General features: G+C 55.0%; 21 protein-coding genes. 18 read left to right on the top strand and 3 right to left on the bottom strand.

Going from position 1 to position 26327, the window contains the following annotated elements; translation table 11 throughout:
* Nucleotide 1 precedes the first annotated feature (1 nt).
* The 9 genes from ribBA to ACU6TU_RS11745 all read left to right on the top strand — a co-directional run bounded on the left by ribBA (nucleotide 2) and on the right by ACU6TU_RS11745 (nucleotide 11187).
* A complete protein-coding gene (gene ribBA, locus ACU6TU_RS11785) occupies nucleotides 2–1144 on the top strand; it encodes a bifunctional 3,4-dihydroxy-2-butanone-4-phosphate synthase/GTP cyclohydrolase II (RefSeq protein ID WP_447141599.1) in 1143 nt (380 codons plus the stop codon).
* 74 nt (nucleotides 1145–1218) lie between these two features.
* Nucleotides 1219–1707, top strand: a complete 489-nt coding sequence (ribH, locus tag ACU6TU_RS11780; protein ID WP_447141598.1) for a 6,7-dimethyl-8-ribityllumazine synthase — start codon at nucleotides 1219–1221, stop codon at nucleotides 1705–1707.
* Nucleotides 1704–2201, top strand: a complete 498-nt coding sequence (gene nusB / locus ACU6TU_RS11775) for a transcription antitermination factor NusB (RefSeq protein WP_447141597.1) — start codon at nucleotides 1704–1706, stop codon at nucleotides 2199–2201. Before ribH ends, nusB begins: the two co-directional genes overlap by 4 nt.
* Nucleotides 2202–2237: 36 nt before the next feature.
* Nucleotides 2238–3203: a thiamine-phosphate kinase gene (gene thiL, locus ACU6TU_RS11770; protein ID WP_447141596.1), complete on the top strand. Its 966-nt coding sequence runs from the start codon at nucleotides 2238–2240 to the stop codon at nucleotides 3201–3203.
* Nucleotides 3200–3673: a phosphatidylglycerophosphatase A family protein gene (locus ACU6TU_RS11765; protein WP_447141595.1), complete on the top strand. Its 474-nt coding sequence runs from the start codon at nucleotides 3200–3202 to the stop codon at nucleotides 3671–3673. Before thiL ends, ACU6TU_RS11765 begins: the two co-directional genes overlap by 4 nt.
* A 40-nt stretch (nucleotides 3674–3713) precedes the next feature.
* Entirely contained in the window at nucleotides 3714–4961 is a 1248-nt protein-coding gene (locus tag ACU6TU_RS11760; RefSeq protein WP_447141594.1) for a DUF945 family protein, read from the top strand.
* A 155-nt stretch (nucleotides 4962–5116) separates the two neighbouring features.
* Nucleotides 5117–7570 (top strand): endopeptidase La, encoded by a 2454-nt coding sequence (gene lon, locus ACU6TU_RS11755; protein ID WP_447141593.1) that lies wholly within the window; start codon nucleotides 5117–5119, stop codon nucleotides 7568–7570.
* Between the two features lie 213 nt (nucleotides 7571–7783).
* Nucleotides 7784–9973, top strand: a complete 2190-nt coding sequence (locus ACU6TU_RS11750; RefSeq protein WP_447141592.1) for a methyl-accepting chemotaxis protein — start codon at nucleotides 7784–7786, stop codon at nucleotides 9971–9973.
* A gap of 161 nt (nucleotides 9974–10134) precedes the next feature.
* Nucleotides 10135–11187 carry an oxidoreductase gene (locus tag ACU6TU_RS11745; RefSeq protein WP_447141591.1) on the top strand — a complete coding sequence of 351 codons (1053 nt, stop codon included), beginning with the start codon at nucleotides 10135–10137 and terminating at the stop codon, nucleotides 11185–11187.
* Between the two features lie 76 nt (nucleotides 11188–11263).
* On the opposite strand, the gene nudE is transcribed toward ACU6TU_RS11745, so the two are convergent.
* Nucleotides 11264–11878 carry an ADP compounds hydrolase NudE gene (nudE, locus tag ACU6TU_RS11740; protein ID WP_447141590.1) on the bottom strand — a complete coding sequence of 205 codons (615 nt, stop codon included), beginning with the start codon at nucleotides 11876–11878 and terminating at the stop codon, nucleotides 11264–11266.
* Between the two features lie 70 nt (nucleotides 11879–11948).
* Between nudE and yrfG the strand changes: the two genes are divergently transcribed.
* From yrfG to rsd, 9 genes are all read left to right on the top strand, one after another.
* Nucleotides 11949–12650, top strand: coding sequence for a GMP/IMP nucleotidase (yrfG, locus tag ACU6TU_RS11735; protein ID WP_447141589.1), 702 nt, complete (start codon nucleotides 11949–11951; stop codon nucleotides 12648–12650).
* Nucleotides 12640–13029, top strand: coding sequence for a ribosome-associated heat shock protein Hsp15 (gene hslR, locus ACU6TU_RS11730; RefSeq protein WP_447141588.1), 390 nt, complete (start codon nucleotides 12640–12642; stop codon nucleotides 13027–13029). The genes yrfG and hslR overlap by 11 nt, the downstream gene beginning before the upstream one ends.
* A gap of 35 nt (nucleotides 13030–13064) precedes the next feature.
* A complete protein-coding gene (gene hslO / locus ACU6TU_RS11725) occupies nucleotides 13065–13940 on the top strand; it encodes an Hsp33 family molecular chaperone HslO (protein WP_447141587.1) in 876 nt (291 codons plus the stop codon).
* 313 nt (nucleotides 13941–14253) lie between these two features.
* The gene (locus ACU6TU_RS11720) at nucleotides 14254–15810 is read left to right on the top strand and encodes a phosphoenolpyruvate carboxykinase (RefSeq protein ID WP_447141586.1); all 1557 of its coding nucleotides are present in this window, start codon (nucleotides 14254–14256) and stop codon (nucleotides 15808–15810) included.
* Between the two features lie 179 nt (nucleotides 15811–15989).
* On the top strand, nucleotides 15990–16502 hold the full coding sequence (gene msrB / locus ACU6TU_RS11715; RefSeq protein ID WP_447141585.1) for a peptide-methionine (R)-S-oxide reductase MsrB: 513 nt from the start codon (nucleotides 15990–15992) through the stop codon (nucleotides 16500–16502).
* A gap of 51 nt (nucleotides 16503–16553) precedes the next feature.
* Nucleotides 16554–18914, top strand: a complete 2361-nt coding sequence (locus ACU6TU_RS11710) for a Tex family protein (protein ID WP_447141584.1) — start codon at nucleotides 16554–16556, stop codon at nucleotides 18912–18914.
* Between the two features lie 227 nt (nucleotides 18915–19141).
* A complete protein-coding gene (gshA, locus tag ACU6TU_RS11705) occupies nucleotides 19142–20797 on the top strand; it encodes a glutamate--cysteine ligase (RefSeq protein ID WP_447141583.1) in 1656 nt (551 codons plus the stop codon).
* A gap of 27 nt (nucleotides 20798–20824) precedes the next feature.
* On the top strand, nucleotides 20825–21325 hold the full coding sequence (locus ACU6TU_RS11700) for a disulfide bond formation protein B (protein ID WP_447141582.1): 501 nt from the start codon (nucleotides 20825–20827) through the stop codon (nucleotides 21323–21325).
* A 125-nt stretch (nucleotides 21326–21450) separates the two neighbouring features.
* A complete protein-coding gene (gene rsd, locus ACU6TU_RS11695; RefSeq protein WP_447141581.1) occupies nucleotides 21451–21939 on the top strand; it encodes a sigma D regulator in 489 nt (162 codons plus the stop codon).
* A 72-nt stretch (nucleotides 21940–22011) separates the two neighbouring features.
* Here the strand turns inward: rsd and ACU6TU_RS11690 are convergent, their stop codons facing one another.
* Both ACU6TU_RS11690 and ACU6TU_RS11685 read right to left on the bottom strand, forming a co-directional pair.
* Complete coding sequence (locus ACU6TU_RS11690; RefSeq protein WP_447141580.1) at nucleotides 22012–25074, bottom strand: efflux RND transporter permease subunit; 3063 nt, start codon at nucleotides 25072–25074, stop codon at nucleotides 22012–22014.
* The gene (locus ACU6TU_RS11685; RefSeq protein WP_447141579.1) at nucleotides 25058–26149 is read right to left on the bottom strand and encodes an efflux RND transporter periplasmic adaptor subunit; all 1092 of its coding nucleotides are present in this window, start codon (nucleotides 26147–26149) and stop codon (nucleotides 25058–25060) included. Before ACU6TU_RS11685 ends, ACU6TU_RS11690 begins: the two co-directional genes overlap by 17 nt.
* Between the last annotated feature and the right edge of the window lie 178 nt (nucleotides 26150–26327).

The following is a 26327-nucleotide window of genomic DNA, read 5'->3' as shown; positions in this document are numbered from 1 at the left end:
CATGGCGCACTCCTCTGGGGGCTTGGCCCCTATTGCAGACCTTATTGACGATATTCGCCAGGGTAAGATGGTGATTCTCATGGATGATGAGGATCGCGAAAACGAAGGCGATATCATTATGGCAGCTGAAAAAGTTCAGGCTGAACATATCAACTTCATGGCTCGCCATGCCCGCGGGCTGATCTGCCTACCGATGACCCGTGACCGCTGTGAGCAGTTAAACCTGCCGCTGATGGTAAAGGATAATGGGTCCGGTTTTGGTACCAAGTTCACGCTTTCCATTGAAGCGACCGAAGGGGTGACGACGGGAATTTCCGCCGCCGACCGCGCGCGGACAGTGCAGGCGGCAGTTGCGGCGAATGCCCGGCCAACGGATATTGTCCAGCCAGGGCACATCTTTCCGCTAATGGCAGAGCCCGGTGGCGTGTTACGCCGTGCAGGGCATACCGAAGCAGCCTGTGATATGGCGGCACTGGCTGGGTGTGACCCCAGCGGCGTGATTTGTGAAATCATGAATGACGATGGCAGCATGGCGCGTCGTCCAGAGCTTGAAGCCTTTGCTCAAGCGCATGATATCAAGATGGGCACGATTGCCGATCTGATTCATTATCGTATCGTCAATGAGCAGACGGTCGATCACGTAGAAGCCTTGCCTCAGACAACAGCGTTTGGCGACATGACACTGCATGTGTTTCGTGACCGCATCCAGGGCGCGCATCATCTCGCCTTGGTGAATGGTCAGCCAACACCGGATCAGGCGACAACCGTGCGTGTGCATCTGGCGGATACCCTGCGTGATGTGATGGGGCTGATGAAAGATGGTCAGGAACGTTGGGATGCCCAACGGTCACTGGCGGAAATTTCTCACTCAGCACCGGGTGTTTTTGTGTTGATTGACGATGCACGCCCGCATCAGGACCTGAAAGATCAGCTGGATATCCTGCTTGACCGAGTGCGTCAGCCGCGTACCAGCGATTCTGATGGGGCAGGGAACTATCTGACCATCGGCACCGGCTCGCAGATTCTGCGCCACCTTGGCGTGGGCAAAATGCGTCTGCTCAGCTCGCCATGGAAGTTTTCCGCGCTTTCAGGCTTTGATCTTGAAGTGGTTGAACGCCTGAATCCGAACGGGACTAGCGAGTAAGCCGCCGGTTGTGCAGCGTGTTTTCCAGCCGTTTTATTTTCTCAGCAGGACTCATTTTTAGCAGGAATAAATTGATGGAACCCCTTTCTCAAGTTGAAGGTAACTTTTTTGATGTCGATGGCCGTTATGTCATCGTCGTTGGCCGTTTTAACCACCACGTCGTGGATAGCCTGGTCGAAGGGGCGGTGGATAGCCTCGTCCGCCACGGTGTGGATAGCGAGCAGATTCAGATCGTCCACGTGCCGGGCGCCTGGGAACTGCCACTTGCTGTCAAGAAAGTGCTCAAGACAGTCAAGCCGGATGCGGTCATTGCGCTGGGTGCTGTCATCCGTGGGGGAACGCCTCACTTCGAGTATGTGGCCGGTGGCTGTAATACAGCAATGAACTCTTTGCAGCTTGAGTTTGATACGCCGGTGGCGAATGGTGTGCTGACCGTCGAATCCATCGAGCAGGCCATTGAACGCGCAGGCACCAAAGCGGGTAACAAGGGTACGGAAGCAGCGATGGCGGCAATGGAGATGGTGTCTTTGCTGCGCGCGCTTTCGCCGGAGGCTGAGCAATGAGTCAACCCCGTAAATCGACGGCCGCTCAGGAAAGTCGCCATGCGGCGCGCGAGCTGGCAGTCCAGGGGCTGTATCAGTGGCAGATGACCGGTAAGTCGATGACCTCGATTGAAGCGGAGTTCCGTAGTCAGAAGCCGGATGATGATCTGGAAGCGCATGAAAACTGGGCTGAAGTGATGAAAATCGCTGATCTGGCGCTGTTTCACGATCTTCTGCATAATACGGCGCGTTGCAAGGAAGAGCTGGACCGTGAGATTGCGCCACTGTTGGATCGCCGCCTGGTTGACCTGGATGCGGTCGAACTTGCCATCCTGCGACTGGGCGCTTATGAGCTGGCCAAGCGTCACGAGGTGCCTTATCGCGTGGTGATCAATGAAGGGGTGGAGCTTGCTAAATCCTTTGGTGCCACTGATGGCCATAAGTACGTCAATGGTATTCTGGATAAGCTGGCAAGTCGCCTGCGTAGCGCCGAGGTCAGTGCACGTCGGCGTTAAACGGCACGTGTCTGACGGGGCGTTCAAGGAGGCGGTGTGTTAGCCGAATTTGATCTGATCCGACAGTTTTTTACCACAGGCGTTGGTCGCGGCGTGGCCTTGGGTGTTGGCGATGATGCAACTTTGCTGGCGCCAGATGCGGGTCAGCAGCTCGTGGTCAGCGTCGATACCTCAGTGGTGGATGTGCATTTTCCTGCGTCGGCGCCAGCGAATGCCATTGGACATCGCGCCCTGGCAGTGGCGCTTTCGGATCTTGCCGCCATGGGGGCTACCTCGCGCTGGTGTCTGATGGCGCTGGCGCTGAATCAGCGTGAATGGCCTGATGATGCCAGTATCACTGCGTGGATGAGCGCCTACTCCCAGGGGTTTCTGTCGCTGTCTGGCAAGCATGAAACCGCCCTGGTGGGAGGTGATATTACATCCGGGCAGTTGGCTATCAGTGTGACCGTCATGGGCGAAGTGCCAGCGGGTCAGGCACTGACGCGCCGTGGTGCCCGGTCTGGGGACATTATCGCCGTAACCGGTCAGCTTGGCGGTGGGGCTGGCGGCTTGCACCTCTGGCAACAAGGAGAGCGCGACCTCTCGCATCCTTTGCTTGAACGCTACCTACTCCCGACGCCCCGGCTTGCTGCCGGGCAGGCGTTGCGCGGTCTTGCCTCGGCTGCGCTGGATATTTCCGACGGTCTGCTAGCGGACCTTGGCCACCTGCGGCGGGCTTCCGGCGTGGGGGCGCATCTTGATATGGAGGCATTACCGCTGGCGACAGGGCTGACAGAAACACTGGATCTGTCGGGTGCTCGTCAAGCAGCGCTGAGCGGTGGTGACGATTATGAACTGCTGGTCAGCCTGCCTCCTGAACACTGGACAGCGGCGCAATCTGCCTTGGCAGAATTACAGATACCATTAACGGCTATCGGGCGATGTATCGACACACCGGGGGTCCGCGGTGTAATGTCTGAAAGCCAGGATGGCTGGCAACATTTTGTGGGAGATACGCCATGAATAAAGCGCCCGCGAGCGTTTGGCGACGCCCCACTCACTTTTTTGCCTTTGGTTTGGGCAGTGGCGCCGCTCCTTTCGCGCCAGGCACGTTTGGTACCCTGGCGGCGATTCCGTTCTACTGGTTGATGGCGGATCTGCCACTTGGCTGGTACATGGGTATCACTCTGGTGAGCTTTATTGTCGGGGTGTGGTTATGCGATAAAACCTCGCGTGATTTGGGGGTTCATGACCATTCCGGCATTGTCTGGGATGAGTTCGTCGGTTACTGGATCACCATGGCGGCAGTTCCTTTTTCCTGGGAGTCTGCATTATGGGGGTTTGTGATTTTTCGTGTATTTGATGTGCTCAAACCCTGGCCCATACGTTGGGCGGATCGCCGTGTAGCAGGCGGATTTGGCATTATGATTGATGATGTCATGGCAGGGTTGTACGCCTGGAGTATCATACATCTATGGTTCTGGCTGCACTGATCCGTTTTCCTGACTGAGCGGTGTTCCAGGGAGTGACACCATGCACAAGGAACGACTTGTTGTCCCTATTCTCGCTGTGTTGGCGGCGCTATGGATGGCCGCTCAGCTACTTTCCAGCATCCTGTTTGAGCACAGCTTGCGCCAGGCACTGGATGATCTGAACGCACGCGGTGAATGGCGGATGCAGCGGGTGGAGAGCCAGCCCGGTTGGTTAAATTCGCATGGGCGAATCATTATTTCGCCCTTGTTAGGACGGCCGTGGCAGCTTGAAGTGTCGTATGAAGCACGCCATGGGCTGTGGAGCACCGATGTTGAAGGTTATTTACGGCCAAGACTGGATACTCAGTTGCAACAGGCCGTTGGGGATGTCCTGGTACGTTCCTACCCACGCTGGAAAGGGCGCTACCATACGCTAAGTGGACGTACGGAGTTACGTCTGGCGCTGGCTCCGGTCGTTATCGAACAAAACGGCCGAAAGCTGGATGTGCGTGGTGCGCGGATGCGCATTGAAGGCATGTATGGTGACTGGCGTCTGAATGCCATGATCGATGCGTTGACCCTTACTGACCGTGAGGCCACGCTGCAGCTTAGCCCTATTGAGCTGCAAAGCCGCTATACCTACATCGACGATGCCTATCATTTCAATCAGCACGATCATCTGCATATTGGTGCCTTGACGCTTACCCATCCGGATCTCGATATCAATGTGGCGCCGATTGATGTGCGCAGTGAAATGCGCCTGGATGAACGCGAGTTGCGCATTATCGGAGAGCTTGTGATTGGCGAGTCTGTGCTGACCAATGACGCCCCTGATACCCCCATTCTGCAGGGCCGGATCTCTGCAGAACTGTCACGTATCAATGCCGATGCAGTGCGTCAGGTGTTTGCCCAGTTGCGTCAGGAAGCCGCCTGGGGAGACAGCACCATGCCTGTCGCCGATGGGCTGTTAGAACGCCTGGAACCTGGCATGCTGAATGCCCTCAAGGACTCGCCACGGCTGGATATCAACACGCTGGATCTCGACAGCCCCTTGCTTGATATTCAGGCCACTGCAGAGGGTGCCTTTTTCTTCGATGCGCGGAATATGCAGGAACTGAGTATCGTGAATGCTGATGACGCCGCCATGCAAACTCGTTGGCGCTCACGTCTGGATGGCGATATTACCTGGAATGATGCGCCGTCCATGGCCGCGCTGTGGCTGGGTTTGCCGATCAGCACGCGCTCTCTCACCTTTGATCTCATCCAGGGTAACTGGCGGGTCAATGGCCGCCCGATGCCCGAGTTTTAAGTACGGGGTTCTAAATAAAGAGTTTAAGTGCCGCCGGGATAGTCTCGGTGACCGCTATTTAAATGACCTGCCTTGAAGTTTCTCTCTGTCGCCCGCATTCCTTAAGCAATGTCAGGCGGCGCTTGTCGTCGCCAATTATCTTTAATGGAGGGCGCATGAGCGACCAAAACGATCATCACCAAGACGACGCATCCGAATGGTTGGCAGAAGACGAAACGTCTGCCTATGACGCTTCATCGGAAGAAGACTATCGCTCCGATGGTGAAAAAGTGCATTCATTGATTGCGGCCAGTGACACGCTGCCGGAACGTATTTACCTGTTGCCGATCCATAACCGGCCGTTCTTTCCCGCCCAGGTGCAGCCGCTGGTCATTAACCGCGAACGTTGGGAAGAAACTATACGCCGGGTAGGTAACACACCGCACCAGACCATCGGTGTGGCTTTTGTGGGTGAAGCTGGTATGGATTCACTCAGCCAGGATGATTTTCCCGACGTGGGTACGGCCGTCAAGGTCCACAAGCTGAAAAGGGAAGATCAGCAGATTCAGTTTATCGCCCGGGGCTTGCAGCGCTTCAAAATCCAGCGTTGGCTCTCCAAGGAACCGCCGTATCTGGTGGAAGTTAGCTACCCCAAGGAGCCGGTGGATGCGGAAGATGAAGAAACCCGCGCCTATGCCATGGCGATTATTAACGGTATCAAGGAACTGCTGCCGATCAACCCGCTTTATGGGGAAGAGCTAAAACACTACCTCAATCGCTTCAGTCCCAATCAGCCGGGGCCGCTGACCGATTTTGCGGCGGCAATTACATCGGCCAAAGGTCCGGCATTGCAGGATGTGCTGGCCACCTTGCCGGTTAGTGAACGCATGCAGAAAGTTTTGCCGTTGCTACGTAAAGAAATTGACGTGGCGCAACTGCAAAGCGAAATCAGCGAGCAGGTCAATGCGCAGATGCAGGAACGTCAGCGCGAATTCTTCCTGCGAGAGCAGCTCAAGGTGATTCAGCGGGAGCTGGGTATTTCCAAGGGCGATCGTGAAAACGATGTAGACACCTTCCGCGCACGTCTGGAACACCTGACGGTGCCTGAGCGAGTGCAGGAGCGCATTGACGAAGAGCTCAACAAGCTAAGCGTTCTGGAAACCGGCTCGCCGGAATATGGTACCACCCGTAATTATCTGGACTGGCTGACCTGCCTGCCGTGGGGCGTCACCAGTGATGACAAGCTGGATCTTTCTCACGCCCGCAAGGTGCTGGACCGTGATCATGATGGTCTGAAAGACGTCAAGGAACGGATTGTTGAGTTTCTGGCAGAAGGCACCTTCAAAGGCGATGTCGGCGGTTCGATGGTGTTGCTGGTGGGCCCCCCCGGCGTTGGTAAAACCTCGATTGGTCGATCCATCGCCGAAGCATTGGGGCGCAAGTTCTATCGCTTTTCGGTGGGCGGGATGCGTGATGAAGCCGAAATCAAGGGTCACCGCCGCACTTACATCGGGGCAATGCCGGGCAAACTGGTACAGGCATTCAAGGAAGTTGAAGTCGAAAATCCGGTGATCATGCTGGATGAGATCGACAAGCTGGGCCAATCTTTTCAGGGCGACCCGGCCTCGGCGCTACTTGAAGTGCTGGACCCGGAACAGAACGTGGATTTTCTGGATCATTATCTTGATGTGCGAATGGATCTGTCCAAGGTGCTCTTTGTGTGTACCGCCAACACCCTGGATTCCATCCCGGCCCCGCTGCTTGACCGAATGGAGCAGATTCGCCTTTCGGGCTATATCGCGGAAGAAAAACTGGCGATTGCCAAGCATCACCTGTGGCCTAAACTTCTGAAGCGCGACAATCTGACGAAAAAGCACATTAACCTGACCGATGCAGCCCTTAAACAGGTTATCGAAGGTTATGCTCGCGAGGCCGGTGTCCGCCAACTGGAAAAACAGCTGCATCGGATTGTCCGTAAAGCGGCGGTCAAGCTGTTGGAAAACGAACAGCAAAGCGTCAAGGTATCGGTGAAAAATCTTGAGGAGTTCCTGGGCGCGCCGATTTTCCGTAAGGAAAAAGTCCTTAAAGGCGAAGGTGTCGTGACGGGGCTTGCCTGGACATCAATGGGCGGGGCGACTTTACCGATTGAAGCTACCAAGGTGCATGCACTGGACCGTGGTTTCAAGTTGACCGGTAAGCTGGGTGATGTCATGCAGGAGTCAGCCAACATTGCTTACAGCTACACATTGAGCCACTTAAAAGATTATGGCGCGGATGCTGATTTCTTCGACTCAGCCTTTGTCCATCTGCATGTGCCGGAAGGTGCCACGCCAAAGGATGGGCCGTCGGCGGGGGTCACGATGACGACGGCATTATTGTCGCTGGCCAAGCATCAATCGATTGATCGCCCGCTGGCCATGACCGGTGAGCTAACCCTGACCGGTCAAGTGTTGCCGGTCGGTGGTATTCGAGAAAAGGTGATTGCCGCGCGGCGCAGCGATATTTTTGAGCTGATTCTGCCCGAAGCGAATCGGCGCGATTATGCGGAACTGCCAGATTACCTTCGCGACGGAATGACGGTGCATTTTGCCAGTCGCTATCAGGATGTTGCTAACGTCGTATTTGGCTGATTTTTCCATTCATCACGCTTTATCCCATGATGCCTGACAGAACGCCACGTTGATCACGTGGCGTTCTGCGTTATGGCGGATCAACGTTATTCAACGAAAGTGCTTGTTTCCAATGGCGAATCTACTTAGTGTTGTACATTGTTTCTAATGATTAATTTGGGGCTGGCTTTATCAAAACCCTGCCTGACTTAATGGTGATTTTGAGAGATAACAATGCGCAATAATCAGCCCGTTACACGTCAAGAATATCTTCTGAACGAAAACGACGTTCTTATCTCACGCTCTGATCTTGAAGGGAATATCACTTACGCTAATCCAGTGTTTGTCAGAGTCAGTGGCTATAGCCATCAGGAATTGATTGGTGCGCCTCATAACCTGCTACGCCACCCGGATATTCCACCCCCTGTATTTGCCGACCTTTGGAAGACCCTGAAAGCTGGTTATACCTGGCAGGGCACGTTAAAGAATCGACGCAAAAATGGCGATTTTTACTGGGTGCAGGCGACCGTTGCGCCACTGAATGATGATGGAAAAGTGGTTGGCTATACGTCGGTGCGTCGCCCGGCAAACCGCAAGGATATTCAGCGTGCTGAGAAGGTTTATGCCGATATCATGCAAAGAGGTAGCCTGCGCGGTATAAAACTGCATCGTGGGGCGATTCACCGCTCGGGGGTGACCGGGTGGCTGGGACGCTTCAGTTTCAGCAGCATGCAGGCAAAATTGATCGGCATGGTGCTGGTGTCTGTTGTGTTGCTTGCCGTGGCGGGCGGACTCGGGGTGTATGGTCTGATGCTGTCAGGTGAGCGACTTGCTCGTTTGAACCAGGCCGGCCTTGAAGACGTGGCAAGTCTTCAGGCGATTGAACGCGTATTGAACCAGCAGGTGAATGCACTTGAGCCCGCTGTGCGCAATCCACGCGGAGCGGATATACCCGCGTTGGTGGCAGCCTGGCAGGAGAGTGAAGCGCGCCTCATGTCGCGCTGGCAAGGTTACAGCAAGTCGGACCAGACATCCTTGCCTGGCGTTGAGTCATTCCAGCAGCAGTTTGGTCAGTTGCGTGATGGGATCAGCAACACTTACACCGCACTGGATAACGGCAGTGGTTTTGAAGCCTATGAGCACTTAAATGATGGCGTTCTGCCTTTGCTGGATGAGATCCAGGCGTCAGCCGACAGGCTGGTTGCTAATGAGCGCGAATTCGCCGCCAATCTGATGAATGAAGCGGAAGCGGGGCGGCAGAAAATGCTGATCGCGCAAGGCGGGGTGCTCGTGGTGGGTATCAGTATTATGGTGCTGCTCAGCGTGCTGATTCTGAAAGCCTTGATGCGTTCCATTAATGATGCGCGGCGGGTCACCTTCCAGATTGCGGCGGGCAACCTGGCGACACAGATCAAGCATGAGCGTCAGGATGAGTTGGGAGATCTATTGAACTCGATCCGTACCATGCGCGTCTCGTTGTCAAGTATTGTTGGTGACGTAGAAAAGCGGGTCAACGTGGTTACGCCAGCGGCACAACGTATTGCTCGGGAAAATGAGGATCTGGCGTCACGTACAGAGCAGCAGGCGTCTTCCCTGCAGGAAACCGCCTCAAGTATGGAGCAGATAACGGCCACGGTGCAGCAGAATACCGGCAATGCCCGCCAGGCCAGCAAACTGGCGGGAGAAAACGCAGCGGCCACCCGGGATACCGGCGAGCAGATGCAGCATCTGGTTCAGCGCATGGAACGTATCGCAGAACGTTCTTTTAAGATGAATGAAATTATCGGTGTCATCGACGGTATTGCCTTCCAGACCAATATTCTTGCCCTGAATGCGTCAGTCGAAGCGGCACGGGCAGGTGAGGCGGGTCGTGGTTTTGCCGTGGTCGCCAGTGAGGTGCGTCAACTGGCAGGGCGCAGTGCTAACGCTGCCAGCGAAATACGCCAATTGATTGATGCTTCGCACAGTGAAATCAAAGGCGGGAGCGAGGCGGCGAAAAAAGCTGAGTCTTCTATTGAAAAGGTCGTCGCTCAGGTGATGAAAGTCAGCGACCTGATGGAAGAAATCACACTGGCCTCGGAAGAACAAAGTAGTGGTATCGCTCAGATCAATACGGCCGTTACTGAAATGGATCACGTCACGCAACAGAATGCCAGCCGTGTTCAGTCTATTGCCGAGTCTGCCAGTCAACTGACCCAGCAGGCTTACGAACTGGCCAATGTGGTGGCGGCGTTCCGTGTGGAAGGGAGTCAGGAAGAAAATGTGGGGCTGGCGCTTGAGCGTCTAAAAGGGGAGGCGCAACGCGTTGAATCGCTGACACTGCCAGGCAGCAAGCCAACGGCATCATCCAGAAGGGAGGAGAAGCCAGGACGTTATGTGGCGCATCAGGAACCCCAGGGTCAGGAAGATTGGGAAACCTTTTAAACGGCCTCATGCAGGTGTGGTTTGGGTCTGGCCTTTGGAGAAAGCGCATGCCACCATCGAAAAGTGTTGTCTTGCTGGCAGTATGGTGGCCTGTATTCCTGTTTCTGCCCGTCAAAGTATCCTGTCAAAGCAACTCCTATCAAAGTAACTAAAGGAATGTAATGAAGGCGATTATCAATGTGGGTCTCATTGGCTATGGGTTTGCGAGTAAAACGTTTCATGCGCCGCTCATACAGGCAACCGAAGGTCTCGATCTGGTGGCGGTTTCGTCAAGCGATGCTGCCAAGGTGCAGGCGGATCTAGAGGTTGAGATCGAGCATCAGGCGCAGGCATTGTGTCAGCGAAACGATATTGATCTGATCGTCATTCCGACACCTAACGATACCCACTTCCCGCTTGCCAAGGCTGCGCTGATGGCAGGTAAGCATGTGGTGGTCGACAAGCCGTTTACCGTGACGCTATCAGAAGCCAGGCAACTGAAAGCACTCGCCATTGATAAAGAGCGTCTGGTGTCAGTGTTTCATAACCGCCGTTGGGACAGTGATTTTCTGACTATCAAAGCGTTACTGGAAGCCGGTACCCTAGGCCGTATTACCGGGGTGGAATCGCGTTTTGATCGTTTTCGCCCGGACGTGCGTGATCGCTGGCGTGAAAAAGCGCTTCCCGGTGGAGGGATCTGGTATGACCTGGGTCCGCATCTGCTTGATCAGGCCTGTGAACTGTTTGGCATGCCGAATGCAATCCTGCTGGATTTAGCCACGCGCCGGGATAACGCCAAAGCCGATGATGACTTTCTGGCACTGCTGGAGTACAACGGCTTCCGTGTCAGCTTGAGTGCCGGGACCCTGGTTGCCGAACCCACACCGCGCTTTCGGCTTCATGGAACGAAAGGCTGCTACTTCAAGTACGGGCTTGACCCCCAGGAGAACCGTTTAAAAGCGGGTGAAACGCCCACCCCGGCTTGGGGCGAAGATACGGCGGGTACGCTGACGCTTCGAGAAGGGGACGGCGAAGAGGCACCTTTAGTACGCCATGAGCATCCTACTCTGCCGGGTGATTATCTTGCCTATTACCAGGGCGTTGCCGCAGCCATTCGCGATAAAGCACCCCTGCCTGTCGATATTGATGACGCGCTGCGTAACATGCTGCTGTTAGAAGCGGGACTGGACAGTCATCGCCAACGGCGCTGGATAACACTCAAACCGCATCTTTGATAACCGTCTGTGTCTGGCCAAGGAGACGACTCCCTTGGCCGGCCTGTCTCACGACGACTCATTGATAGCTTGTCTCTCACAACCAATTTGTCGCGTTGCTGTGTTTCTCTTCACGTAACTTGTCGCGTGCGATATATAACGCAGCGATGGCGCGGGCTTCGTGAAAATCTTCGCGCAACAGTAGGGCGGGCAGCTCTTCGATGGGATGGGTTTCGACGACCAGCGGCTCAGGCTCGTCGCCCGGCAGGCGCTTGGGGTACAGGTCGGTTGCCATCAACACCTGCATACGGTGGCGCATATAGTTGGGTGCCAGCGAAAGCTCAACCAATGGCTCAATGCGCCGCGCGCCGAAGCCACATTCTTCCATCAGCTCACGGTTGGCCGCGGTGATGACATCCTCGCCTGGGTCAACCAGCCCTTTGGGTAGCGTCAGAACATAATCTTCAAAGCCTGCTGCGTATTCTCGAATCAGCAAAACGTGATCCGGGTCAGGCATGGCGATAATCATGACGGCGCCTCGGTCTGCGCCAGTCAGGCGTTCAAACTGTCGCTCTTCACCGTTGGAAAAACGCAGGTCCAGCGACTCGATATGGAATAAACGGCTTTTAGCGACGCTAGTTCGTTCCAGAATTTCTGGTTTGCGAAGATAATCGGTTGGCGTCCCGGAAGAGGGGGATTGATGGTCAGTCATTGTGTCTCCGTGGCTGCAAAAAACGGGTTGCGCTACAATAGCATGCTTATTCTTTCAGACTGGAGCGGCAATGATTGATTGGCGCGAGATCGATACTGTCCTGCTGGATATGGACGGCACCCTGCTGGATCTGCACTTCGATAGCCATTTCTGGCTAGAGCACCTGCCTAAACGCTATGTTGAACTGCATCAGCTTGATGAGGCATCGCAAGCGAGGTTGACGAAAGAGCAGCTGATCGCACGCATCACCGAGATGCGGGGTACCTTGAACTGGTACAGTCTGGCTTACTGGAGTCGCGAACTGGAAGTGGATATTGTGGCGCTAAAGCGCGAAGTGCAACATCTGATCGGCTTGCGCAGCGATGCCCTGGATTTCCTGACCTGGTTAAAACAGGCTCATCCCCGTGTTGTTCTGGCGACCAACGCTGACCGTGCCAGCCTGGCGTTAAAATTGCCGCTTACAGGGTTGGAAAACTACCTCGATGCCATCATCTCATCAGAAGATGTGGGCGCCGCCAAGGAAGAGCAGGCCTTCTGGTTCGCCCTTCAGGAGCGAGAGCCTTTTGACCCGGCTCGCACGCTGTTTATTGATGACAACCCTCATGTGCTGGAAAGTGCGCGTGAATTCGGTGTGAAACACCTGTTGGGTATCAAGCAACCCGATAGCCAGCGGCCTGAAAAAGAGCTGCAGGAATTTATCGCCCTGGATACATTTGCCCAACTGCTGCCAGGTAACTCGCCGGGCAGCGAGGAGAGCCTTAATGAGCGATAACGTTCGCTTGGATAAGTGGTTATGGGCCGCGCGTTTTTTTAAAACCCGCGCCCTGGCGAAAAAAGCCATTGAAGGTGGCAAGGTTCACTATGACGGTGCGCGGGTAAAAACCAGTAAAACGGTTGAACTGGGTGCGCTCATTCGTGTTCCCCAGGGGTGGGATATCTTTGAGGTGGAAGTGATCTCGCTTTCTGACCAGCGCCGCGGCGCTCCAGAGGCGCGCAAGTTATATGCGGAAACCGAAGAGAGTATCCAGCGACGCGCCAAGGAAGCCGAAGCAAGACGCCTTACCAACGAAGTCATGCAGCATCCGCTGAAGCGACCTGACAAAAAACAGCGGCGAGATATCCAGCGTTTCCAGCGCCAGCAGGGCGACTAAACACGTCTTCTTTTTACTTCTCCAATGGGGTCTCTATGTCTGACCAAATTCAACGTTTCCTGTTTGATCAAACCAACGTGCGCGGCGAGATTGTTACCCTGGATCAGGCCTACCAGGAAGTGCTGGATCGACATGCCTACCCTGATGCGGTTAATGCACTGCTGGGAGAGCTGCTCGCAGCGGTGGCGCTTTTGACCGACACCGTCAAGCTGGATGGCACGCTAAGTATTGAAGTACGCGGCCAGGGCGTACTGTCGTTGCTGATGGCAGAGTCCAACCCAGGGGGTGAACTGCGCGCCATCGCACGTGTTGCAGAAGATGCGGCCTTGCCGGAAGAAAGCGCCTCTTTTCGTGAACTGGTAGGGGATGGGCAGATCGTTATTACTCTGGACCCGAAAGACGGAAATCGCTACCAGGGCATTGTGGCGCTTGATCATGACGAGCTGGCAGGCTGTCTGGAAGCTTATTTCAGTCAGTCCGAACAATTGCCGACCCGGTTGTGGTTGGCAGCGGATGGAAAACGAGCGGGCGGCCTGCTGCTGCAACGTCTGCCGAATGAATCCCAGAACCAGGACGTTGATGCCTGGGAGCGGAGTATCCATCTGGCTGCAACGATCAAGCGCGAAGAGCTGCTTGGCCTTGAGCAGCGAGACGTTCTGTACCGTCTTTATCATGAGGAAACGGTGCGGGTATTCGACCCTAAGGCACTGCGCTTTGGTTGCACCTGCTCGCGTGAACGTATGGCGGGTTCGTTAATGACACTTGGCGCTGATGAGCTGCGTCATATTCTGGCGGAACAGGGCTCGATTGATACCCAATGTCATTTTTGTCACTCGGAATATCACTACACAGCAGCAGAAGTTGAAACTCTTTTGGAAGATCCCGCCGCGCCTGCACCGACAATTCATTGATGCTGTAGTCGTAAATAAAAAAAAGATATTGAAAGACGCTGGACAATAACTTGCTGGATTATCAACTGAATTTATGTTTGTAGCAAACAGTTGTTTTAACCATATATTGCGCTGCAATACAAAATATTGTGGCTATGTTGTAGTTTAACTACATAATATTTGCTTTAAGCCCCCATTTTCCGGGGGCTTTCTTTTTGTCATAATGCCCGCGATTTTAGTGAGCCCGACCCATCAAGTGTGGTCTGGGATGTTTTTTGCAGGCGTCGGAGACGCCGGGTAAACGAGATAATTGGCCCAAGGCCCAGGAATCGACATGACCACGACTCAAGCTGCCCCTCAAGTCCACGTAAACCTGACCAGTGCTGAATTGATCGAGCGCGCCGTGGCTCGTGGAGAAGGTCGCCTGTCGGCGAACGGATCCTTGGTGGTGAGTACCGGTGAACGTACCGGTCGCTCTCCCAAGGATCGCTTTATCGTTGACGAGCCCTCGACCCGAGATAGCATCGACTGGGGTAGCGTCAATCGTCCGTTCGACGCTGAAAAATTCGCCACCCTGTGGGCGCGAGTCAATGATTACCTGGAAAGCAACGATAACTACGTTTCAGAATTGCACGTAGGAAGCGACCCGCAACATTATCTGCCGGTACGCGTCACCACTGAAACGGCTTGGCATAACCTGTTTGGCCGCACTATGTTTGTTCGCCCTGAGGTTTACAACCCGAGTGCTAAAGACACCTGGCAGGTTTTTAATGCACCACACTTTATTTGTGAACCGAACCGTGACGGTACCAATGACGACGGGTGCGTGATTATCAACTTTGCTGAGAAGAAAGTGCTGATTGCCGGTATGCGTTACGCTGGTGAAATGAAAAAAGCCATGTTCTCGGTTCAGAACTACCTGCTGCCTGACGCCGACGTCCTGCCGATGCATTGTTCTGCCAACGTGGGTGAAGACGGCGAAACCTGCCTGTTCTTTGGTCTTTCCGGCACCGGAAAAACAACGCTTTCGGCAGATCCTGCCCGCTACCTGATTGGTGACGACGAGCACGGCTGGGGTGACGGCACCGTTTTCAACATGGAAGGTGGCTGCTACGCCAAGTGTATCGACCTGTCCGAGAAAAATGAGCCGGTTATCTGGAACGCAATCAAGTTCGGTACCGTGCTGGAAAACGTCGTGCTGGATGACCGTCGTGAGCCGGATTACGCCGACGATAGCCTGACCCAGAACTCACGCGCCGCCTACCCGCTGGAACACATCGAAAAGCGTGTGCCGGAAAACCTTGCTGGCGAGCCGAATGCTATCGTCTTTCTGACCTGCGATATGTCGGGTGTTTTACCGCCGGTTTCCGTGCTTTCCAAGGAAGCCGCCGCTTACCACTTCCTGTCGGGTTACACCGCCAAGGTAGGCTCGACTGAAATGGGCTCTTCCGAAGGGCTGGCTGCCACTTTTTCTACCTGCTTCGGGGCACCGTTCTTCCCACGTCCAGCCCGTGAATACGCGGACCTGTTGATCAAGCGCGTTGAGCAGAAAGACGCTCAGGTGTACCTGGTTAACACCGGCTGGACCGGAGGTGCTTACGGTGAAGGTGGCTCACGCTTCTCGATTCCGACCACGCGTGCGATTATCAGTGCGATTCAGTCCGGCGTTCTGCGTGACGTGGAAACTCAACAGGTTGATGGCCTGAACCTGCAAGTGCCGATGGCTGTACCAGGTGTGGATTCCAGCCTGCTTGACCCGCGTGAAACATGGGCTGACAAGGATGCCTACGACCGCCACATGCGGGATTTGACCGCCAAGTTTGTTGATAACTTCAAGAAATTTGAAGGCGTCAATAACGCAATTAGCCAAGCGGGCCCGCAGCTGACCTGATTAGAAGGGAAGCTGATGTGGCTAACAATGTGGCTGACAAAGTTACAAGAAATATTAAATCGTAGAATATTAAATTGTAGAACATCAGGTTAACTTCGTGGTCTCAATGAGGCAGTGCCAAGGCACTGCCTCATTTTTTTGTATTACGTTTATTTATTATGGTTAAGAGGGCTGTGCCAATGAAGCGTCGTCAATTTTTAGGTTTGGCTGGGCTAACGGGCTTGGCGGGTGCGCTTCCCGGTGTTTCGTTTGGCTTTCCACGGCTGGACCTTGAAGCCGCCCCTGGGCTTGAAAAACTTGAATTAAGCGAAGCACAGTGGCGAGAGCGCCTGTCGGAAGATGCCTTTCATGTGCTGCGTAAAGAAGGCACGGAGCCTGCGTATTCCAGCCCGCTGGATAAACAAACCGGGGAAGGGGAGTACCGCTGTGCGGGCTGTGACCTGGTGCTGTTTACCAGTGCCATGAAATATGATTCTGGCACCGGCTGGCCGAGCTTTTTCGACCATGTTGAAGGGCATTTGCTGACCAAACTGGATTTCAAGCTGGTCTGGCCGCGGACGGAATACCACTGCGCCCGCTGTGAGGGACACCAGGGGCATATTTTTGAAGACGGCCCGGAACCCACCGGCTTGCGCTGGTGCAACAATGGAGTAGCACTGCGTTTTGTTCCCTCTGAGGCGTCAATGGGCTGATTGTGATACCTTGTCGGCTTTATCACAGGCTGCATGAGATTGTTGCAATATATGGATGTCAATCAGCGTATTCTCACCCGTTTAGCGGATGAGCTTGGTGTTCGCCCCCAGCAGGTATCGGCCACAGTGGCGCTTCTTGATGAAGGCGCAACAGTGCCCTTTATTGCTCGCTACCGTAAAGAAGTCACTGGCGCGCTGGATGATATCCAGTTACGCCAGTTGGACGAACGGTTGCGCTACCTGCGAGAACTTGAAGAACGTCGAGCCGCCGTGGTGGCCGCCATTGATGAACAAGGTAAACTGACCCCGGATTTAACCCATCGCCTGGAGGCTGCCGATACCAAGCAGCGCCTTGAAGATCTTTACCTGCCTTTCAAGAAAAAACGCCGTACCAAAGCGCAGATCGCCCGTGAAGCCGGGCTTGAGCCACTCGCCGACGCTCTTCTAGCCGACCCCACGCTGACGCCTGAACGTGAAGCCGAACGTTACCTGCGGCCAGCAGAGGGCGAAACCTCTGCGGTTGAAGATGCCAAGGCGGCGCTGGACGGTGCCAAACAGATCCTGATGGAGCGTTTTGCCGAAGACCCTGAATTAATTGGCCAGCTGCGCGAGCGGCTATGGCAAGAGGGCGAGCTGAGTGCCCGCGTGCTGGAAGGGAAACAGCAGGAAGGCGCGAAGTTTTCTGATTACTTCGAACACGACGAAAAACTTGCAAGGGTGCCGTCACACCGAGCGCTTGCCATGTTCCGTGGCCGCAACGAAGGTGTTTTAAGTCTGGCCATCCGCCTGCCGGGCGAAGATGACGCGCCGGTGCACCCCGCTCAGGTTGCTATTGGCAAACATGTTGGTGTGCGAGATGAGGGGCGCGCTGGCGACAAGTGGCTGAGCGAAGTCGTACGCTGGACGTGGCGGGTCAAACTCTACACCGCACTGGAAACCGAGCTACTCGGCCGCTTGAGAGAAAAGGCCGAACTGACTGCTATTGAGGTGTTTGCCGCTAACCTCAAGGATCTGCTGCTCGCAGCGCCTGCCGGTCAGAAAGTTACCCTGGCGATTGACCCTGGCCTGAGAACCGGCTGTAAAGTGGCGGTAGTGGATGCCACGGGGCAGTTCGTCGATCAGGCCACGATCTACCCGCATGCGCCGCAAAAGCAGTGGGATCAGGCGCTGCTGGAGCTTGCACGCCTGGTGCACAAACACGGGGTGGCGTTGATCGCAGTGGGCAATGGTACGGCGAGCCGTGAAACCGATAAGCTGGCAGGTGAGCTGGTCAAGCACATGGCCCCGGAACACCGCCTGAGCAAGGTCATGGTGTCTGAAGCGGGGGCTTCAGTTTACTCCGCGTCTGAATATGCATCCCGCGAATTTCCTGACCTCGACGTGACAGTGCGCGGGGCGGTTTCCATTGCCCGTCGTCTGCAGGACCCGCTGGCGGAACTGGTAAAAATCGAGCCTAAATCCATCGGTGTCGGTCAGTATCAGCATGATGTATCCCAGTTACAGCTTTCCAAATCCCTGGAAGCGGTGATTGAAGATTGTGTGAACGCCGTTGGCGTGGATCTCAACACCGCGTCCAGTGCGCTGTTATCACGAGTCGCAGGGCTGTCGGCGACGCTGGCCGAAAATATTGTCACCCAGCGCAATGCACAAGGTGCTTTCAAAAGCCGTAAAGCGCTTCTGGACGTCAGCCGCCTGGGGCCAAAAACCTTCGAACAGTGCGCTGGCTTTTTGCGTATCAGCAACGCTGAAAACCCGCTTGATGCCAGTGCAGTTCACCCTGAGGCCTATACGCTGGTAGAACGCATTGCCAAGCAGAACCGCCGCGATATCAAAGGCTTGATTGGTGATAGTGCGACACTGAAAGCTCTTAAGCCTGCCGACTTTGCGGATGAGCGCTTTGGGGTGCCTACGGTCACGGATATTATCGCAGAGCTGGATAAACCGGGCCGCGATCCGCGTCCTGAGTTCAAAGCGGCAGAATTCCGGGAAGGGGTAGAAACCCTCAACGATCTCAAACTCTCCATGGTCTTGGAAGGGACTGTCACCAATGTGACCCATTTTGGCGCTTTTGTGGATATTGGCGTGCATCAGGATGGCCTGGTGCATATCTCGGCGCTTTCTGGCCGCTTTATCGACGACCCACGTAGTGTGGTCAAAGCGGGGGATATCGTTACGGTAAAAGTCATGAGTATCGATATCCCCCGTAAACGGGTGGGGCTTTCCATGCGCCTGAACGATGAGCCTGAGGCCTTGCCTGGTGAAGTCTCCGGCGATGCTAAAAAGCGTCAGTCAGACAATCAGCGCACGACGGCCAGGGAAGGTGGCAAGCGCAAGCCTTCGAAGCCGGTTCAAGAGCCTGCAGCCGTGGGTGCTCTCGGTGCTGCTTTGTTGAAAGCTCGCCAAAGTAAATAACCTGGCGAGAGTATTTCATGGTTAAGGCAAGCATTAGGGGCTGTTAACGTTTCATTCAGGGGGCGCGATGAAACGTCATAAGGCCCTAATAGCGTCAAACTATTATCGTCTTGCCTTGATTGTTATATCAATGCCGCCATATCCTGCGTCTCAGCGCCGCTTGATCGGCATAAAAAAACGAGTTCATCCGCCACTGGCTGGCGGACCAGACACAAGGAGTGTTCACCTTGTCTGAACCACTCACAGTTACATCATCAGCAGCTGCAACACCCCTGGAGACTTCGGTAGAGCGACTTTTGCCGGTGGCAAAAGCGGGTCGTCTTGGCCGTCTGCGCCGTGGTATCGAAAAAGAAGGGTTACGGGTGGATGTCGATGGGCGCGTTGCCCAGACACCTCATCCATACGCGTTAGGCTCAAAGCTGACACATCCGCATATCACCACGGATTATTCAGAAGCGCTGCTTGAGTTCATCACGCCTGTATATTCGGAGCCAAAAGAAGCACTGGCATTCTTATCCGACCTGCACACTTTTACCTATCAGCAGCTTGATGATGAGTGGATCTGGCCGAGTAGCATGCCGTCGCGGCTCTCGGGTAACGAAAGCATCCCGATTGCTGATTTTGGTCGTTCCAATGTCGGCACGATGAAGCATGTTTACCGTAAAGGCCTGGATGTGCGCTACGGGCGTATCATGCAGGCAATAGCGGGCGTGCATTACAACGTTTCCCTGCCCGATAGCATGTGGAAAGTCCTGCAGACGCTTGAAGACGAAGAGAGTACGCCGTTCAACGATTATCGTTCGGCGCGCTATTTCGCCCTGATCCGCAACTTCCGCCGCCATAGCTGGTTGTTGCTCTATCTGTTCGGTGCTTCACCTGCCATCGACAAGAGCTTTTTGCCCACCGGTCGTGTACCTGAAAAATTGCATGAGCTGGATGCCGAGACCTACTATGCGCCGTACGCGACCACGCTGCGCATGTCGGATCTTGGCTACCAGAACAAGGTCCAGGAGCAGCTCAAGATCTGCTTTAACTCGCTGGGTAATTACGTCAATACGCTGCGTCATGCCATTTCATCCAGCTGGCCAAACTATGAAAAACTGGGTGTGAATAACGCCGGTGACTGGCAGCAGCTGAATGCGAATATTCTGCAGATCGAAAACGAGTACTATAGTGATATTCGTCCCAAACGGGTCGCCAGGCACAACGAAACGCCAAGCCAGGCACTAGAGGCGCGGGGGGTTGAATATATCGAAGTGCGCTGTCTGGACCTGAACCCGTTTGATGCATTAGGGGCGACGGAAACTCAGATCCGTTTTGTTGATACTTTCCTGATGTGGTGTCTGCTTAGCGATAGCCCATGGATCAGCGACGAAGAGTGTGACGGTCTGGATGATAATCGCCGTCTGGTGGTCGAGCGTGGTCGTGACCCGGCCCTGATGCTCACCCGTCAGGGGGAGGCTATCAGCGTGGCAGACTGGGGCGGGAAAATCTGCTCGGAAATGAAGACGGTCGCCAGGTTGCTGGATGCCATGGAAAAAGGCACACCGCATGCTGAAGCGATTGAAATCCTGGCGCCTGCCCTGCAGAATCCGGATTTAACGCTTTCGGCGCAACTGCTGTCGAGACTGCATGAACAGGAAGTATCGTTAAGTGAGCTGATGCTCAGTCTGGCAAAACAACAGGGCGCTGCCCTGCGTCAGCAGCCAATGTTGCGTTCTCGCGAGGCCCTGCTGGATCAGTTGGTGGAAACCTCTCACCAGCAACAGCATGATATCGAAGAGGCCGATGAAGTGAACTTTAGTGCGTTTCTGGAGACTTACTTCGCTAGCGCACGAGAATCCCGCCTGACGGCATTATCTAGTGCAAAGGAACTGCTTTAACAGAACCGTTTTTAAGGAACCGTTTTAATGTTGTTATCGACACGAAGTGTGGCGTTGGTGGGTGTGGCTTTCTGTGTTTTGATGATGGCGGTAGCATTGGGGCTTCAGTATATCGCCGGGCTTGCACCTTGCCCGCTATGCATCTTTCAGCGGGTAGGTGTGATCGCAACGGCCATCGTGCTTGTGATAGCGGCGATACACAATCCGGTAGGGCGGGTGGGCAAGGCGCTATACGGTACCTTAAGCCTGATCACGGTTGGCGGCGGTGTCTTTGTGGCCGGTCGCCATATCTGGTTGCAGTCTTTGCCGGCTGATGAAGTGCCCAGTTGCGGGCCTGATCTAAGCTACATGATGGATATGTTGCCGCTGCAGGATGTAATTAATCGGGTTCTGTCCGGTTCCGGTGAATGTGCTGAGATTGATTTCATACTACTGGGGCTGTCACTCCCCGCCTGGACGTTAATTGGCTTCGCTGTGCTGGCACTGGCACCGCTGAGACTCATCTGGCTTTCGTTAATCTATCGTTAACCCATCGTAAGGTTGACAGCAACCGGCGGACAGGAGAGGCTTGATTAATGTTAACGCTGGTAACCCGATTGTCACTCCAGCGTGTCTGATTCAACGTGTTCCGCTTGATAACAGGGAGATGTCCCATGCTCGAAGATTGCAAGAATGCCCTGGAGCGCTGGGGCGGAGTTCATTCACTCATCGACCGTTGGCTACAGCAGCGCAAAGCACTGCTGGTGAGTTTTATCGCACTCAAGGATGCCTGCGATGCGGAGTTGGAAGGCATTGATAAAGCCAGTGTCGATGCTTTTAGTGAATTACTGATGGACTACATCAGCGCTGGGCATTTTGAGGTGTATCCTCAGCTCGCTGAAGAAGCCAGGGCGTTTGAAGACGAGGCAGGGCTTGCATTGGCCGAAAAGCTGCTGGAACGTCTTGAAATGTCGACGGAAATGACACTGGCGTTTGATGATGACTATGCCACGCCGGTGCGCTGTCAGCAAAATCTGGCGCGCCTGCCTGCCTGGGTGGACCGTCTCGCCAAGGGCCTGGCAGAGCGCTTTGCACTAGAAGACCAGCTGATCGCTCGTCTGCATGCTGCGCATAGTCCTCAGCATGCGCAGTCGCCGGCTTAAGCTCTTTTCGTATGGTGTCAATTAAAGGCCATTTGCATGGCCTTTAATGTTTTAATTTACTTCCTCGCTTCATCACTTTTTCCCACCAATCACCAGCATGCAGGGCGTTAGCAGCAGCGTAAGGGCAGTGGCGAAGGTCAGGCCGCCCGCAATGGCGCTGGACATCTGTGTCCACCATTGAGCAGAAGGGGCATTGAAACCCAGTGCTGGTGCAAAGAGGTTGACGTTAATGCCCAGCACCATTGGCATCAGGCCCAGCACCGTCGTAATGGCAGTGAGCAGCACCGGTCGCAGGCGAAGAGTGCCTGCTTCCAGGGCCGCCTGTGAAGAGGACATTCCCTGGCCGCGCAGTTCGTTATAGGTGTCAATCAAGACGATATTGTTGTTCACCACAATACCCGCCAGGGCGATAATGCCCATGCCAACCATCACAATGCCAAACGCCTGGCCCGTGATAAGCAGCCCCATCAAAACGCCTGCGGTAGAGAATACAATGGCTGAAAGCACCAGTGCGGCCTGATAGTAGCTATTGAACTGAGTCACCAGAATCAATGCCATCAGCCCGATGGCGATCAAGAAGGCGCTCGCCAGGAACTGCATGGATTCCTGCTGATCTTCCTGCTCTCCAGCAACATTGACCATCAAGCCATCCGGGAGCTGATCCTGACCTGCGTCGAGAAGTGCCTGGAGGCGCTCATCAGCTAGAAACCCTGGCGCTAAATCTGCCTCGATGGTAACCGCACGACGTCCATCAATGCGGTTCAACGTGCCCACTTTGGGCGCAGGCGTAATCTCGACAAAGTGTGAAATAGGCACCTGTCCGCGTGGGGTGTTGATGGTTAATCGTTCAAGCTGATTGAGCGTGCGCCAGTTTTCCGGAAGGCGCACGCGAATGTCCACTTCGTCGGTGACGGTGGGCGGACGGTAGTTAGCAACTTGAAGGCCAGTCGTCAGTAGCTGTACGGCACTGCCAATGGTGGTGATATCTGTGCCCATGCGGGCAGCGGATTCTCGGTCAACGTTCACTTGCCACTCGACGCCAGGCAGGCTGCGGTTATCCTGAATATCGGTAAAGCCGCCCAGCTCGCGCATCAGTTGGGTAATTCGGTCAACCCCCGCGTCCGCTGTATCCGGGTCGTTAGCGCTGACTTCCAGTACGATAGGCTTCCCGCCGCCAGGCCCCATTTCCTGTTCGCGGAACTCCAGAATGATGCCAGGGAGGTCTTGGGTGCGCTTGGCCATGTCGTCCAGAATGGTCTGGGCAGGGCGGCGCTGATACCAGTCGACAAACTGGAATTGCAGCACACCGATGACATCGTTGCCCATTTGCTGGTCAGGCACGGCAAAAGAGCGCGCATACAGCGCTTCCACTTCCTGCATACCGCCGAGGCGACGTTCGACTCGCTGTAGAATGGCATCGGTTTCTGCGGCGGAAAAATCACCTCGGGCGCGCACCAATACCTGAGCACTATCGGGCTCCACACTGGGGAAGAAATCAACGCCATGGTTAAAGCGAGCGTAGCCGGTATAGATCAGTGCAATCAGCAGGACGGCAAACACCAGCACCCAGGCGGGATGCTGCAATAAATGGCCTAGCAGGTGACGATAGCCGCGTCCAAGCAGAGTGCTTTCATCCGCAGGCTTCGGCTTGCCAGGTGCGGTATTGGCTGTGCGGGTAAATAATCGACCTAGCGTTGGGAGAAAGATGAGTGCCATGGCCAATGACGCGAGCAGGCAAAGAATGACCGTTGCAGGCAAGTATTTCATGAATTGCCCGACCACGCCTGGCCAGAACAGTAATGGCATAAAGACCGCAAGGGTAGTGGCGGTTGAGGCAATCACTGGCCAGCTCATTCGTGAGGCTGCATTCAGCCACGCCTGATGAGGTGACTGCCCTTCATGCAAGTGGCGGTCAGCGAGTTCACTGACCACGATCGCGCCATCCACCAGCATGCCGGCAACCAGAATCAGCCCAAAAAGCACCACGATATTAAGCGTAAAGCCCAACGACCAGATCAGTAGGATACCGGTTAAAAATGCGCCAGGAATGGTCAGGCCTACCAGCAGCGCCATCCGCCAGCCCATCACGGCCACCACGACAATCAGCACCAGTACGACAGCGGTGAGAACGTTGTTCAACAGCTCAGAGAGCATGTTTTCAACCGTGATGGACTCATCCAGAATGGTGGTGATACGTAGCTGTTCCGGCAGCAGGTCACCTGCCTGTTCAAAGCGTTCCCATACGGCATCAATGGTGGCGATGATGTTGGCCCCGGCGCGCTTGGAGATTTCCAGCACCACCGCGGGCTGGCCATCAATGCGGGCGAACCCTGCCGGATCTTTATAGGTAGGCAGAATCCAGGCAACGTCGCCAAAGGTGACGACCCGCTCACCCTCCACCTTGACCGGCATCTTCATGACATCATCCAGGGAGGCAATAATCCCAGGCACCTTGAGCGCCAGTCGCCCAGCTCCTGTGTCCAGGCTGCCCGCCGCCACCAGGCGATTGTTGCGTGATACCTGGTTAAAGAGCGTGTCGAAGTCAACGCCGTAGCTTGCCAGTACCAGTGGGTCGACAATGATTTCTAGAAGATCTTCGCGGTCACCGGCAATATCGACTTCAAGTACGTCGGCGATCCCTTCGATTTCTTCTTTCAAACGCCGTGCAATCATGACGCGCTCACGCGTCCCCAGCTCACCGGAAAGACCGATACTCAGTACCGGAAACTCTGATACGTTGACTTCCATTACCCTGGGTTCATCGGCTTCGTTGGGCAGGCTGCTACGCGCAATATCGACGCGCTCACGAACATCGGAAAGGGCGGTATCGGGGTCAAACCCCGGGTCGAACTCCAGTGTGACCGAGCCGTGTCCTTCACTGGATTGCGCGGTAAATTTTCGCAGCCCTTCGATGCCGCGCAGTTCCTGCTCCATCGGGCGAATCAGCAGCCGTTCACCGTCTTCCGGGCTGACGCCTTCCAAAGAAAGTGAGACGTAAATGATCGGAATGGTAACGTCGGGGTTGGCTTCCTTGGGAATCACCTGCCAGGCCGCGATACCAGCCAGCAATAACCCAGCCAATAACAGCAGAGTAGTGCGTGTGTGGGTGAGAGCCGCATTAATCAACTGACGCATGACCACCTTCCTGGGCAGACACTGGCGTAACGGTTTCTCCGGGGCTGACTAAACCAGCGCCCAGAGTAATCAGCGCAACCGGGTCAGGCAGGCCCACCACGTAAGCGCGTTCGGTGTCGGCGCTGACCAGTTCAATGGCGGTCTGGGCAACCTTGTTGCCTTCAACAACGTGTTTGATGGCTAACTGGCCCTGGTCATTCAGGTTGAACAAAGCAGGGGAAAGCGTATGCACCTGACGTTGGGGCAGCGTCACGGTGAATTCGGCGCTGCCTCCCGCCAGACGTTGTCTTTCAGGATTATCGAGCGTCACTTCGATATAGAAACTGCGGGTGGCTTCTTCTGCGCGACGACTTATGTAAGACACCTCGCCGGACAGTGAACTGCCATTGAGGAGTCGCGCGGAGACGGGTAAACCAACGCTTAGTTGGCCTATCTGTTGTTGAGAGACCCAGGCAACGCCCGTTAAGCGCCGGTCATCAATCAGTCTCGCCCACTCTTCACCGGGCTGGAGTAAATCGCCAAGTTCTACTTGTACTTGATCCAGTACGCCGTCGAAAGGAGCGGTGGGGCGGGTATCGTTTATCTGCTTCTCAAGCTGGGCTACTTGGGCGGCACTGGCGCTTAGCGCGCCTTGTCGACGAAGCAGTTCCGGTTGGGATATCAACTCGCGACGCCGCAGGTTCTGGGCGCCTGCAAGCTCTGCTTCTGCGAGTGCCAGTTCATCACGGGCTTGCTTTAAGCGCTCGGGCAGGGCGTTGTTATCCAGTACCAGCAGAGTGTCTCCCTGGCTGACGCTATCCCCTTGGGCAATGGGCTTTTCTGCGACATAGCCTGTCACGTTGGCACGTAGCCGGGTTTCCCGCTCAGCCGTTAACTGGCCCTGGAGAATTTGCTTGGGAATATAAGGCGTGCTGTGCTGGTTGAGGATCTCTACCGTCGGGAGGGTATCGCGCTGCGTTGCATTCGATTCAGGCGGTGCGCTTTGGAAGCGTTGAAAATCGCCAAGGGCAAGCCACAGCACCAGCGCCAACATGATCAGGCAGGCCAGAGCGTAAGAAAAGGGAATTCGTCGCATAGGGTGTTGATATCCGTATTAACCCAAAAAATCATCAGTCAAGGCGCACTGAAAGGTAAGGCTCATTATCCGCTATACCTTAGCGCAACTGGTGTCTGGCAGCGAGTGCCAGGCCGCTGCAAGAATCGCGACTAGCCTCATGGATGATTGAGTTTTTGCACATCTAGGCATACCATCT

Source organism: Halomonas sp. LS-001 (assembly GCF_052983955.1).
The sequence above is the reverse complement of the archived record's forward strand: the minus strand, read 5'-3'. Positions and strand labels throughout refer to the sequence as shown.

Coding starts and splice junctions, on each gene's coding strand:
- ACU6TU_RS11750 (WP_447141592.1), top strand. CDS start 7,784: ATGCGCAATAATCAGCCCGTTACACGTCAAGAATATCTTCTGAACGAA.
- ACU6TU_RS11765 (WP_447141595.1), top strand. CDS start 3,200: ATGAATAAAGCGCCCGCGAGCGTTTGGCGACGCCCCACTCACTTTTTT.
- ACU6TU_RS11690 (WP_447141580.1), bottom strand. CDS start 25,074: ATGCGTCAGTTGATTAATGCGGCTCTCACCCACACACGCACTACTCTG.
- lon (WP_447141593.1), top strand. CDS start 5,117: ATGAGCGACCAAAACGATCATCACCAAGACGACGCATCCGAATGGTTG.
- ACU6TU_RS11720 (WP_447141586.1), top strand. CDS start 14,254: ATGACCACGACTCAAGCTGCCCCTCAAGTCCACGTAAACCTGACCAGT.
- rsd (WP_447141581.1), top strand. CDS start 21,451: ATGCTCGAAGATTGCAAGAATGCCCTGGAGCGCTGGGGCGGAGTTCAT.
- nudE (WP_447141590.1), bottom strand. CDS start 11,878: ATGACTGACCATCAATCCCCCTCTTCCGGGACGCCAACCGATTATCTT.
- ACU6TU_RS11710 (WP_447141584.1), top strand. CDS start 16,554: ATGGATGTCAATCAGCGTATTCTCACCCGTTTAGCGGATGAGCTTGGT.
- yrfG (WP_447141589.1), top strand. CDS start 11,949: ATGATTGATTGGCGCGAGATCGATACTGTCCTGCTGGATATGGACGGC.
- ACU6TU_RS11685 (WP_447141579.1), bottom strand. CDS start 26,149: ATGCGACGAATTCCCTTTTCTTACGCTCTGGCCTGCCTGATCATGTTG.
- hslO (WP_447141587.1), top strand. CDS start 13,065: ATGTCTGACCAAATTCAACGTTTCCTGTTTGATCAAACCAACGTGCGC.
- ACU6TU_RS11745 (WP_447141591.1), top strand. CDS start 10,135: ATGAAGGCGATTATCAATGTGGGTCTCATTGGCTATGGGTTTGCGAGT.
- nusB (WP_447141597.1), top strand. CDS start 1,704: ATGAGTCAACCCCGTAAATCGACGGCCGCTCAGGAAAGTCGCCATGCG.
- ACU6TU_RS11700 (WP_447141582.1), top strand. CDS start 20,825: ATGTTGTTATCGACACGAAGTGTGGCGTTGGTGGGTGTGGCTTTCTGT.
- hslR (WP_447141588.1), top strand. CDS start 12,640: ATGAGCGATAACGTTCGCTTGGATAAGTGGTTATGGGCCGCGCGTTTT.
- ACU6TU_RS11760 (WP_447141594.1), top strand. CDS start 3,714: ATGCACAAGGAACGACTTGTTGTCCCTATTCTCGCTGTGTTGGCGGCG.
- ribH (WP_447141598.1), top strand. CDS start 1,219: ATGGAACCCCTTTCTCAAGTTGAAGGTAACTTTTTTGATGTCGATGGC.
- ribBA (WP_447141599.1), top strand. CDS start 2: ATGGCGCACTCCTCTGGGGGCTTGGCCCCTATTGCAGACCTTATTGAC.
- msrB (WP_447141585.1), top strand. CDS start 15,990: ATGAAGCGTCGTCAATTTTTAGGTTTGGCTGGGCTAACGGGCTTGGCG.